Below are 12,309 nucleotides of genomic sequence, written 5' to 3' on the forward strand. Positions count from 1 at the left end.
TCAACACTTTAGAATCTCGCAGATTCTAAAGTTCAATGTTCCGCTGTCTCTGTCTAGTGTTGTCACAAATATCGTGATACGATATTTACGTGTCTGAGATTCAAAAGCAGCCCCTTGACGGTAGTACTCTGCTTCCGTTACTTGCGGAGTTTCGTTATCAGCTTCGCCGTTTCCTGCAATTCAGTGAACAAGCTGCACATCAGGCTAATCTTCAACCGCAGCAACACCAGCTTTTGCTGCAAGTAGCAGGTGCTCCGGAAGGAACGCCAATCACAATTGCCTATGCTGCAGAGCGCTTGGGACTTCGCCATAACAGCGTAGTCGAGTTAGTAAATCGCTCAGTGGGTGAAGGTTTGCTGGCTCGACACAGAGATGCCGTGGATGCACGGTGTGTTCTGTTGGAGCTAACGGCAAAGGGACGTAGAGTCCTTGGCTCTTTATCCGAATATCATGCTCGTGAGTTAAATGAACTGGCTCCGCAGCTGATGCGTGCCCTTCGTCACGTACAACAGATGGATTTCTCAAGAGACAAACCGAAGCGGGGTATCGCATGAAGTCTCACTCTTCAGTGCTTCGGGATTTCACTGTAGATGCCCGGGTCTTTCTTCTTTCTGCTGTAGCTCTTCTGATCGGTATTGGTTCAGCATGCCTGGCAGTAATTTTGCTACGAGGCATCGCTTTGGCTACAAACCTCTTCTACTATCATCGCTTTAGTATGGCAGGTGTCTCTCCTGCAGGAAGTGACTTCGGGCCACTGATTTTTCTGGTTCCTGTTCTAGGCGGACTGATTGTCGGTATCATGGCGCGTTACGGATCAGACAAGATACGTGGACACGGAATTCCCGAGGCAATTGAAGCTATTCTTCTGCGAGGAGCCAGAGTAGAACCGCGCGTAGCACTATTGAAGCCAGTCTCGGCTGCAATCGCTATTGGCTCAGGCGGGCCCTTTGGAGCAGAGGGGCCAATTATTATGACGGGCGGTGCCTTTGGCTCGCTCATCGCTCAATGGCTCAAGCTCTCTGATGCAGAACGTACAACACTGCTGGTTGCCGGAGCAGCGGGAGGCATGTCGGCAACATTTGCTGCCCCTCTCGCAGCAATTCTCCTGGCGGTAGAACTTCTTCTCTTTGAATGGAGACCTCGCAGTCTTGTTCCGGTAATGGTGGCAAGTGTAACCGCCGCTGTTCTTCGTATCCAGTGGCTGGGAGCAGGTCCCTTATTTCCCATGCCGGCAATCGATCCGCACAAAAGTCTCCTGATGGTTGGGTTAGCTCTGCTGCTAGGCATATTCACTGGCCTGGTGGCAACACTTATGAGCCGCATGATGTACAGCTTTGAAGATATGTTCAGCTTTCTACCTGTGCATTGGATGTGGTGGCCGGCAATCGGTGGACTGGGCGTCGGGCTCGGAGGACTATTCTTTCCTCGCGGGCTAGGCGTAGGCTACGACAATATCGCTGAGCTTCTTCGCGGAAATGCATCCATTACCCTGATCTGCGGGATTCTAGTCGGCAAGTCCTTGATGTGGGCCTTCTCCTTAGGCTCGGGGACCTCGGGTGGAGTCCTCGCTCCCTTGTTGATGATCGGTGGAGCAGTGGGTGCGATTCTTGCGCACTTCGCACACGTCCCTCTTCAGGATCAGGCGCTCTGGGCTTTGGTGGGCATGGGCGCCATGCTTTCCGGATCGTTAGGAGCGCCTTTAACCGCAATCGTCTTCAGTCTAGAACTGACACATTGTCTTCCGGCAATGCTTTTCCTGCTGCCCGCATGTATTGCAGCGCATGCGGTAACTTCACTCATCATGCCCCGTTCTATTCTTACGGAAAAGCTCAGCCGTCGCGGATACCATCTGACCAGAGAGTATGGAATCGATCCACTGGAGATGGTTAGCGTAATAGAGGTGATGTCTGAAGCTGGCGCTCAGGCCCCGCCTAGCGGACCGCAACCATTACCTGAGGTTTATACCTTTGCCGATGAAACTTGCCGTTCCGCCGCAGAACAAATGGCAACCTCCGGCCATCTGGTTCTGCCGGTAGTTGATCGCGAAACCAAGACCGTCGTGGGTACCGTAGATGCCAAGAATCTTTTGCTAGGCCGCAAAAGATCCGTACAAAGAGAGCGAGAAAGAATACGAGTCTTTAGTAAAGTTTTGAAATCCTCCCAATACTAAAGTGCATTTTCGTATGCGGGTAAATGGTTGGCGCCTGCCAGGTGCATGCCCGAGCTTTCTATCTCTATTCCTGAGACACACTAAGTCGTGTCCTTTCCTCGAATCTGGTGGCATTATGGAAGGGAACAAAGCTGAGGCATCCAAGCCCTTTCTCTGAGGTCTTACGATGATCTTTTCGATTCGGGAAGCCACCCCTCAAGACGCCAGTGCAATCGCTCAGGTGCAGGTTGCCAGCTGGCGAAGCACCTATTCAGGACTGCTCTCCAATCACTATCTGGATTCTCTCGATGCGTCCGAAAGAGCGGAACAGTGGCAGCTGAGACTCATGCAACGGAGTGGAATCTTCCTGATTGTCGAGGATAGCTCTGGGCTTTTCGGGTTCGCGGCAGGCGGTCCCCTTCGCTCAGGAATTGTAGGATACGACGCGGAACTTTACGCCATCTATCTGCTAAGAGAAAAGCAGGGGATTGGTGCCGGACGATCCCTTGTTTGCGCTTTTGCCCAGCAACTTGCAGCTGAAAGTTACCAAACCATGGTCGTATGGAGCCTATCGGCTAATCCTTCGCGTGGCTTCTATGAGCGACTGGGAGGTTTACTGATTGCAGAGGATCACATCGAAATTGGAGGCGAGCTACTACCGGAAGTAGCCTACGGTTGGGCTTCGCTAGGAGACTTGATCGATAGGAATAGTTCTTCTCCCTTCTGGCCAACAAGAACGGGAAGAAGGGAGAAAGACTAAATCCATGCCAAGTTCACATCCAGGAATCAAAATCCCCTTGACGAATGTTTGTAGCCAGACTCTCGATATCCGGCGAGAGCGTTCTATCCTCTGACAGGCGAGGCACTGTCTTACGAATCAGGTTGCGTGCTGCTTCCACCTTGGCTGCAGCTTTCAGTGGCAATCGATACTCCAATCCCTGTGCTGCAGTTAACAATTCAATGGCCAATACCCGTTCCGCGTTCTCGACAATTTGCCGCAGCTTAAGTGCTCCGGTCATTCCCATCGAGACATGATCCTCTTTGCCTCCCGAGGTAGGAACACTATCAACACTCGATGGATGAGAAAGGACTTTAGCCTCGTTCAACAGCGCTGCAGCAGCTACGTGGGCAATCATGAAGCCCGATGACACTCCCGGCTGATCAGAAAGAAATGCAGGCAACTTCTCATTGATATCTGGATTAATCAGTCGGTCGATCCGTCGCTCGCTGATGCTCATTAGATCGGTCATGGCAATAGCCGCATAATCCAAAGCTAATGCCAACGGTGCTCCATGGAAATTTCCGCCCGAAATGATGTCGCCTTCTGGAAAGATCAGAGGGTTATCGGTAGCCGAACCTGTTTCAATTTCGATGACATCGGCGACATGATCGAGAGCGCCCAAAGCTGCTCCATGAACTTGCGGCATACAACGCAGACAGTAAGCATCCTGTACACGAGGATCATTCAGACGATGTGACTCACGAATCTCGCTCGACTCAAGCAAGTCTCTCAGGTGCTCGGCAGTACGCAACTGCCCGGAATGAGGACGCGCCCGGTGAATGCGTGCATCGAAGGCGACTGGTGTTCCTTCCAGAGCTTCCAGCGACATTGCTCCGGCTAAGTCAAAGAGACGTGCAACCCGCTTTGCTCGGGCAAGCGCTAATCCGCCAACCGAGGTCATCGCCTGTGTTCCATTCAGAAGTGCAAGTCCCTCTTTAGCCTTCAGCGCAAGTGGTTCCAGTTTGCATTCTGCTAAAGCTGCCTTCGCAGGTACTCTGCGGCCTTGGAAGAAGACTTCGCCTTCGCCAATCAGGCCAAGGGCTAAATGCGCCAGGGGTGCAAGGTCTCCGCTGGCCCCCACAGAGCCCCGTGCAGGAATGACAGGATGGATCTTGTGCTTCAAAAAGGAGACCAGTGTTTCTACAACTACCGGGCGGATACCGCTGAGTCCTTTGGCGAGAACATTGGCACGCAAAAGCAGCATGACGCGAACTTCCGGCTCTGAGAGCGGATCGCCTAGACCGCAAGCATGGCTGCGAACGAGATTGATCTGGAGCGTAGCCAATTCGGAATTCTGAATACGGACATCGGCGAGCTTTCCGAAGCCTGTATTAATGCCATAGGCAGTTTCCTGTCGCCTTATCAGATCCTCTACGACAGCCCGGGATCTTAACATCTGATCGAAAGCCTTCGGCGCAATGCGAACCTCACGCAGGCCGAAAGCCACCTCTGAAATCTCATTCAGTTGCAGTGTCTGTCCTGAGAGCTCAAGCACTGCGGTTTCTATTTCCGTTGCCATAAAAAAATGCTAGAAGCCATAGAGGGCAACGTACAGGGCAGATCCCTTGAGAAAATGTCATAATCAGATTGTTTCCTCCAGGAACAAGGACTGCCTCAATGGATTCAACGGAAGAACTGGATATTTACGACAGGAAACTGCTGAAAGAACTACAAGACAATGCTCGTTTGTCCTACGCGGACCTGGGTCGTCGCATCGGACTCTCTCCTTCCGCGACAGCAGAAAGGCTTCGCCGCCTGGAAGAATCGGGAGTAATTCAGGGGTATACCGTCAATATCAATCGCGAAGCCTTGGGGCTTCCAATCCTGGCTTACGTGCGGATGACCTGCGACGGCGGAAGATACCAGTCCTTTTTGAAGTTCATCAAGACCCTGGAAGCCGTGCGGGAGTGTCATCACGTCACAGGAGGGGACGCGTTCTTTCTTGAAGTCACAGTAAAGTCAATTCAAGAGTTGGAACGCACGATTGAACGGCTGCTGCCTTATGGAGCTCCCACGACCAGTATCGTTTTCTCCTCGCCGGTTGTGCGTAGGGCCTTCTCCGTACTCTAGAGAATCTCCTTGAGTGCACGCAGGAAGCAGGCATTCTGTTCTTCCAGCCCAACCGAGATACGAAGCCAGTCGGACAAGCCATAGTTCTGGACTGGCCTTACGATAATGCCTCTTTGTAACAGCTCACGATTAATGCGGGCTGCATCGCCAACATGCAGTAACACGAAGTTCGCACGTGAGGGAAGATACAGAAGGCCAAGGTTCTGGAATCCCTTATAAAGTTGTGTCTTGCCAGTTCTATTCAGTGTTGCGACCTCGGCAATAAAGGCCGAATCTTTCACCGAAGCAGTAGCGGCAGCTTGAGAGACGGTGCTGACGTTGAATACAGGGCGAATCCTATTGAGATAATTCGTCAGGGAAGGTTGTCCAATGGAGTACCCCACACGTAGCCCGGCCAGTCCGTATGCCTTTGAGAAGGTTCTCGCAACCAGAAGATTGGGAAACTCCTGGGTCCAGGCAATTGAGTCGTAGCGTTCTTCCGCTGAGAGATACTCGGTATAGGCCTCATCAAGTACGACTACTATGTTTGAGGGAACTCTTAACAGAAACTCGTAAAGCTCGGCTCCCGACAGGAAAGTCCCGGTTGGATTGTTGGGGTTAGCGATAAAAATTAGCTTAGTATCTATCTTGATGCCATCAAGTATTGCTTCAAGATCATGACCGAAGTCTTTGGCAGGAATGCAGATACCTCGTGCACCTACTGCCTGGGATACCAGCTTGTAAGACGCGAAAGAATACTCGGAGAAGATTATGGAATCTCCGCGCTCGACAAAAGCGCGGGCAGCAAGTTCCAGGATCTCGCTACTTCCGTTCCCAATCGTAAGCCACTCAGGCGAAATCCCATAGTAATCGGCTAGAGTCGTCTTCAGGAGTGCAGCATCAGGATCGGGGTACAGGTTCAGATCACTCTCGACTGCTTCACGAACCGCTGCTCTCGCCAGGGGAGACATTCCTAGCGGATTTTCATTTGAAGCCAGCTTAATGATTTTGTCTTCTGCCAGTCCAAACTCCTGCGCTACGGTAGCGATCGATTTACCCGGAATATAGGATTTCAGCCGCTCGACATACTCCGGTACGCGAGGCTGCTCGCTAACGGCATGCCCCAAGTAATCTGGATGAACGCAAACTGACATGAATCCCCTCCGGCCTGAACTTTCTCTTTCAATGCAATTCTATGAAGGTTGGGATGGCATGCGATTGCAAATATTCCCATATTAAGGCTTGATACGAAATAAAATTGCTCAATGTAGCTATTACTAGGGTTATTATTGCGAAACGGGATGAGCTAAGGAGCTACGGCATGGAATTGGACGAGATCGATAAGAAGATTCTGCAGATTCTGAGTCAATCTGCTGACATTCCGAACAATGCTTTGGCTGACCAGGTGGGACTAACTCCCGGGCCATGCCTGCGAAGAGTTCAGCGACTTCGGGAAGAGGGAATTATCCGCCGCTACACCGTAGCTCTCGACTCGGCAGCTTTGGGATACTCGGTTTCAGCTTTTGTTGAGATCTCGCTAGAGCGGCACAGCGGGGATATCTCCCGGACCTTTCTTAAGGCCATTAAGGCTATGCCCCAAGTGCTCTCGTGCTTTATGGTTGCCGGAGACTGCGACTATATCCTGCGTGTCTCTGTGAAAAGCCTGGCCGAATACCAGCAGCTGATCTGGAACGACCTGCATGCAATTCCGGGCATTCGCACGCTTCGCTCCATCATTGTGCTGGACACCTTAAAAGAGGAGTTCAGTCCCGTACCGTAAAATCCAGTTGAATTACTCCCATTCTTAATCGATGCAGATGAAAACTTCGCTGCGAATCGAAGAAGTCAAGCCCTTCAGTGTCATTCTGAGAATGTCCCGAATATGGAAGAAGTAGAGCATTGATACTGCGCTATCTGACAGATCTCACTAAAGTTCCGCTCTAAGCTGGATGCAGCGACGAGCAAACCGAACATGCCAGAACAAATCAAGACTTCTCAACCTTCCGAATCGATTGATTTACTGCAGCAGAGCCAGCAATTTCAGAATGAGGGCAATCTTCTTGAGGCGGCCCAGTGCCTCCAAACCCTTCTTGAAAGGGAACCCCAGAATATTGAGGCCTTGCTCCTGCTGAGTCTTGTAGGAAGACAGTCGCAACAATTTACGTTGTCCTTGCAGCTCGCGCAGGAAGTGGTACGGCTCAAACCGGACGACCCGCGAAATCTCTTCAACCTGGCTCAATGCTATCGAAGTGTTGGAGCACAGCAGGAAGCAGCCGCCTGTTGTGAAGAAGCTCTAAAACTTGATTCGCTGTTTGTTGCGGCCCATTGTGTACTTGGAGAGGTCCTTTATGCACAAGGGAAGAAGGACGAGGCTCGTCATCATCTTCAGGAGTCTATCCGCAAGAATCCCAACTACGAGCATGGCTACTGCTGTTTAGGAAATCTCGAAGCTCAAGAGGGAGATTTTCATGAGGCGGCCAAGTGCTATGCGCAGGCGGTCCAGGTAGCTCCGGATTGGGCGGAGGGTTATTTTGCTCTGGGTTACGCTTTGCATGAATTGCGTGATCGGGATCGTGCGATCGGGGCTTTAAAGTGCGCACTACAGCTGCGCCCCTTCTTTCCGGAGGCACTGCTCAATTTAGGAAATCTCTTTTACGACTACAAGGAAATGGAACAGGCAGCCAAAGTCTTTCGCATCCTGGTTCGCATGAATCCCACGAATGCCAAAGCCTTCTGCAGTCTGGGCAATGCACTTACGGAGATGAACCGCTTTGACGAAGCGGCCGAATGTTATCAGGCATCACTGGCACTCGATCCTGACTCTACCTTCACGACACACAAGTTCGGAAATCTTCTATGTTTCCAGCGTGATTGGAGTGCTGCTGAAAAATGCTTCCGCAAGGTGCTCGAAAAAGATACCCAAAATGCTGAAGCCTATAACGACTTCGGGAACATCTTCTTTCACCAAAGAAAGTTAAGTGAAGCAGCGGAGTGCTATCGTAAGGCGCTTGAAATAAAGCCAAACCTGGCAATAGCCCATAGCAATCTGGGTAATGTTCTTCAAGACCAGGGCGATTTTCTTGGGGCTATCGTTCATTACGAAAAGAGTGTCGAGCTGGATCCCACTAGCCCCGGAGCGCACTACAACCTTGCGCTTACTCAACTCTGCGAAGGAGACTATCGCCAAGGATGGAAGGGATATGAGTGGCGCTGGGATTTCAATGCCTTGATGTCGCCCCGCCGCCCCTTTACGCAGCCGATGTGGCAGGGCGAATTGCTTTACGGAAAACGGATACTCCTGCATGCCGAGCAAGGACTGGGAGATACGCTGCAGTTTATCCGCTATATCCCGATGGTTGCGGCCCGCGGGGGGAGAGTAATTCTTGAAGTCGCTCCTACTCTGGTCAAGCTACTGGCAAACTTCCCCGGAGTTCAAGAGATCGTCGGTCGTGGTAATCCGTTACCACATTTTGACTATCAATGCCCGTTGATGAGTCTTCCGCTCGCGTTTGATACAACCATTGATACGATTCCGGGAGAATTTCCATACATAGAGGTATCACAAGCCGAAGCTGCGCAGGCCAAAACTGCTTGTCCTGGAGAAGGATTCCGGGTGGGAATCACCTGGTCAGGGAATCCGAAAAATAAGAGGGACGATCTGCGCTCATTATCACTGAAAGAGCTTCTGCCCCTAGCCAATATTCCCGGAGTATCGTTCTTTGCTTTACAGCAGGGACCTGCAATTACTCAGATTGCGGAGTTGTGTTCGGTCTTCCCAATCAATAACACCTGCTCGTCTTTTGGTAACTTCCGTGAGACCGCAGCCCTCGTCGAAACTCTCGATCTGGTAATCAGTGTAGATACAGCTGTAGCGCATCTTGCCGGAGCAATGAATAAACCTGTCTGGTTGCTCTTACCTTTCATTCCCGATTGGCGCTGGATGCGTAATCGGGGGGACAGCCCCTGGTATCCTACTGCTCGGCTCTTCCGTCAAACGGACCCCGGAGACTGGGCAGGTGTGGTGGCACAGATAACGGAAGCCTTGTCCGTCTTGGCAGAAGAGAATAAGCAGAGAATGCCATCGCATATGACCGGTGCTTGTTCCTGGCCTGCGAAAGGCAGCTCCGTCAGTCTCGCAACGCTCTAGAGGTTTACCGTAGGGCGGAAGACGAAGCCGCTAAAACTACACAGCTTTGCGTCAAAGCATGTATCCTTGGCAATCCATTTCTGGCCGGAAATGTCCGATATATGGCCGCATATGAAGAAGTATATGCGGCTATATTGAATAGCAGCGGCAATACATAGAATTGTCCGATTGCCGATTGTGACCGGGAAAGGATGTGCCTGAGGATATGATCCGCAATCGCAGAGTGATCTTCGTTCTCTTTGATGGGATTGAACTCCTGGATATAACAGGGCCAATACAGGCTTTCCACGATGCAAACATCCTCGGAGCTTCGTACCAACTAGAACATTGTGGTCCTGCATCTATGGCGCGCTCATCGCAGGGCCTGACCTTCTGCGACTTGTCCCCGCTTCCAACAACGGGCGCAGATGACCTCATCATTGTTCCCGGATTTCCCGTTCTCCTATCCAAAGCTCCTCGCCCTGTTGTCTCCTGGCTGAAATCTGCTTATGCAAACAAAGCTCAAATCTGCTCCGTATGTACAGGGGCTTTTGTTCTCGCGGAAGCCGGGCTGCTGAACGGAAGGCAGTGCACCACGCACTGGAAGCGCGTGGCCGAGTTGCAGCGGAGATACCCTCAAGCCAAGGTATTGGGAGACCGGCTGTATGTGGAAGATGGGGGAGTTGTTACAAGTGCCGGGATTGCTTCAGGTATCGATATGACCTTGGCCTTGATCGAGCAAGATTATGGACCTCAGCTGGCAGTAAAGGTCGCAAGAGACATGGTAGTTTATCTTCGCCGGGATTCGAGTCATTCCCAGCAAAGCGCATACCTCGATTACCGTACGCATCTGCATCCAGGCATTCATGCGCTTCAGGATTGGCTGACTAGCCATTTGGCGGATAAAGCCGACCTATCTGAGCTAGCCTGCATAGCCGGAATGAGCACTCGCAATTTGACGCGCGTCTTTCGTGAAGCAACTGGAATCTCTATTCAAGAGTATCGTCAGAGGCTGCGGCTGGAATATGCGCGTACACTTCTGCATGATCCATCCTTAACGCTTGATGCCGTTGCCTCCCAGGCAGGGTTGGGTGGGGAAAGGCAACTTCGCCGTGCCTGGCGAACAGCTTTCGGACATCCTCCGACACAAGAACGGAGAGCCTCCCTGAACTAGAGGCGTAAAGAAGTCGTCCGAAGTATCGTGCGTCCATGGTGGCTGATTATGCGATGATGCCAGTATGGAAATTCTTGTGACAACTCGGTCTCTTCCAAGAAAGAAGACCTTCTTCAGAACAGGACTGATTGCAGCTGCGTGTTCCCTCGTGTTGAGTACCGCCGGGTTCGCTGCTGGTAAAGAAAAGGCTCAAACTCCCGCCGCTCCTATGGAGCTACAGGTGGATTTGACCGATGCTCCTCGTCATTTGATACATGCTCGACTGTCGATCCCCGTTCAACCTGGACCGTTGACCTTGGAATATCCCAAATGGATTCCGGGAAACCACCGTCCCACAGGAGCAATCGATAATGTTGCCGGGCTGTTTATCCGTGCAAACGGACAAGAGCTTCCATGGAGACGCGATGACGTCGATATGTATGGAATTCACGTCAATGTGCCATCTGGAGTAAGCAAGCTTGATGTAACTTTCGACTTCCTGGCTGTTCCCGGAGAAACAGGATCGAGCGACAGCGGTGCGACGAGCACGAATATGACGGTGCTGGAGTGGGACTGTGTTGTTATGTATCCGGCGCAGATTCCGGTAGCGCAAATTCAAGTTATCCCTTCATTGCTTCTGCCTGAGAGCTGGAAGTCAGGTTCGGCACTGACCGTTACAAAGCAGGAGGGCACAGCCACATCGTTTGCCCCTGTTTCCGTTGAGCAGTTGGTAGATTCACCTGTCATTGCGGGAAGATATTTCAAAGAGATTCCGCTGGCTCCTGAAGTGGAACCGAAGCACTTCCTAGATGTCGCAGGAGAAGCACCCGAAGACGTTGAACTGAAACCTGCATTCCTGAACTCTATATCCAAGCTGGTTCGCGAGACGGGGCCACTGTATGCCTCACGCCATTATGAAACCTATCATTTCCTCTTAAGTCTGAGTGACTATGTGCGCGGACAGGGACTTGAGCATCATCAATCCAGCGACAACGGAGTAGAAGAGCACGGCTTCTCCGACGAGAATATGGCACTACTCAATGCCGATTTATTGCCTCATGAATTTACTCACTCCTGGAATGGCAAGTATCGCCGCCCCGCAGGATTGGCCACTCCCGATTTTGCAGCCCCGATGAAAGGCGACCTATTGTGGGTCTATGAGGGAATGACGCAGTATTGGGGTGCCGTACTTACTGTCCGTTCCGGACTCTGGACAGCTGAGCAATACAGAGAAGTTCTGGCTCTGACCGCAGCGGAACTGGACATGAAGCCTGGACGGCGGTGGCGCAACCTGGAGGATACGGCAATCGCCGCACAGATTCTGCGTGGTCGAAGCTCTGCATGGCGCAACTGGAAGCGTGGCCAGGACTACTATCCCGAAGGAGAACTGCTCTGGCTCGATGCCGATACGACTATTCGTAAACTGACCCAGAATCAGAAATCCCTCGATAACTTCTGCCAGAAGTTCCTCGGCTTTGGCGGAAACACTCCAGCCAAAGTGGCTCCATACACCTTTGAAGAAGTCGTGGCCGATCTGAATGCCATCGCTCCTTATGACTGGCGCACTTTTCTGACAGAGCGAATCACAGCTCATAAGCAAAATGCGCCACTCGGTGGAATTGAACAGGGTGGTTATCGTCTCATCTATAAGGACCAACCAAATGCCTTTGAAAAAGCTTCTCTCTTACGGCAGGGAACAGTAGATGCATGGTTTTCTGCGGGAATAAGAGTAGCCAAGGATGGCACCATCAACGATGTCAGGATGGGGTCTCCGGCTTTTCAGGCAGGCCTCGGTCCGAATATGAAGATCGTCGCCGTAAATAGGATTGGATTTTCGGGTGATCAACTAAAGGGCGCAATCAGTAAAGCAAAGGGATCTAAAGAGCCAATCGAATTTATCGTCTCGAACAATAATGAGTTTCGGATTATCCAGCTTGATTATCATGAGGGGGAAAAGTATCCGGCGCTAGAGAGGGTAGAAGGAACTCCGGCTTTACTGGATGACATCATCAAGCCTCTTACAAAGTAGAAACAGCAATGGACCTCAGCAA

The 12,309-nt window shown here is 51.5% G+C and carries 10 protein-coding genes; 8 read left to right on the top strand and 2 right to left on the bottom strand.

Translation table 11 applies throughout. From position 1 onward, the window contains the following. Nucleotides 1-89: 89 nt before the first annotated feature. The 3 genes from AC6I7T_RS02700 to AC6I7T_RS02710 all read left to right on the top strand — a co-directional run bounded on the left by AC6I7T_RS02700 (nt 90) and on the right by AC6I7T_RS02710 (nt 2,909). Nucleotides 90-554: a MarR family winged helix-turn-helix transcriptional regulator gene (locus tag AC6I7T_RS02700; protein ID WP_497791751.1), complete on the top strand. Its 465-nt coding sequence runs from the start codon at nt 90-92 to the stop codon at nt 552-554. Further along, the gene (locus tag AC6I7T_RS02705; protein WP_497791752.1) at nt 551-2,170 is read left to right on the top strand and encodes a chloride channel protein; all 1,620 of its coding nucleotides are present in this window, start codon (nt 551-553) and stop codon (nt 2,168-2,170) included. Before AC6I7T_RS02700 ends, AC6I7T_RS02705 begins: the two co-directional genes overlap by 4 nt. 166 nt (nt 2,171-2,336) lie before the next feature. Continuing rightward, nucleotides 2,337-2,909 (top strand): GNAT family N-acetyltransferase, encoded by a 573-nt coding sequence (locus AC6I7T_RS02710; RefSeq protein ID WP_497791753.1) that lies wholly within the window; start codon nt 2,337-2,339, stop codon nt 2,907-2,909. Between the two features lie 13 nt (nt 2,910-2,922). Here the strand turns inward: AC6I7T_RS02710 and hutH are convergent, their stop codons facing one another. Continuing rightward, nucleotides 2,923-4,449, bottom strand: coding sequence for a histidine ammonia-lyase (hutH, locus tag AC6I7T_RS02715; RefSeq protein ID WP_497791754.1), 1,527 nt, complete (start codon nt 4,447-4,449; stop codon nt 2,923-2,925). Nucleotides 4,450-4,547: 98 nt separating this feature from the next. Between hutH and AC6I7T_RS02720 the strand changes: the two genes are divergently transcribed. Continuing rightward, nucleotides 4,548-5,000, top strand: a complete 453-nt coding sequence (locus tag AC6I7T_RS02720) for an Lrp/AsnC family transcriptional regulator (protein ID WP_497791755.1) — start codon at nt 4,548-4,550, stop codon at nt 4,998-5,000. On the opposite strand, the gene hisC is transcribed toward AC6I7T_RS02720, so the two are convergent. Next, entirely contained in the window at nt 4,997-6,133 is a 1,137-nt protein-coding gene (hisC, locus tag AC6I7T_RS02725) for a histidinol-phosphate transaminase (RefSeq protein ID WP_497791756.1), read from the bottom strand. The two genes, AC6I7T_RS02720 and hisC, sit on opposite strands and share 4 nt — an antisense overlap. A gap of 167 nt (nt 6,134-6,300) precedes the next feature. Here hisC and AC6I7T_RS02730 point away from each other — a divergent pair, with 167 nt between their 5' ends. The 4 genes from AC6I7T_RS02730 (at nt 6,301) to AC6I7T_RS02745 (ending at nt 12,287) form a co-directional block, all read left to right on the top strand. Beyond that, nucleotides 6,301-6,759: an Lrp/AsnC family transcriptional regulator gene (locus AC6I7T_RS02730; protein WP_497791757.1), complete on the top strand. Its 459-nt coding sequence runs from the start codon at nt 6,301-6,303 to the stop codon at nt 6,757-6,759. A gap of 192 nt (nt 6,760-6,951) precedes the next feature. Further along, the gene (locus AC6I7T_RS02735; RefSeq protein WP_497791758.1) at nt 6,952-9,126 is read left to right on the top strand and encodes a tetratricopeptide repeat protein; all 2,175 of its coding nucleotides are present in this window, start codon (nt 6,952-6,954) and stop codon (nt 9,124-9,126) included. 193 nt (nt 9,127-9,319) lie between these two features. Then, entirely contained in the window at nt 9,320-10,279 is a 960-nt protein-coding gene (locus AC6I7T_RS02740) for a GlxA family transcriptional regulator (protein ID WP_497791759.1), read from the top strand. A 76-nt stretch (nt 10,280-10,355) separates the two neighbouring features. Beyond that, nucleotides 10,356-12,287, top strand: a complete 1,932-nt coding sequence (locus tag AC6I7T_RS02745) for a M61 family metallopeptidase (protein ID WP_497791760.1) — start codon at nt 10,356-10,358, stop codon at nt 12,285-12,287. Nucleotides 12,288-12,309 lie beyond the last annotated feature (22 nt).

It is taken from the genome of Humiphilus diazotrophicus (assembly GCF_059726315.1).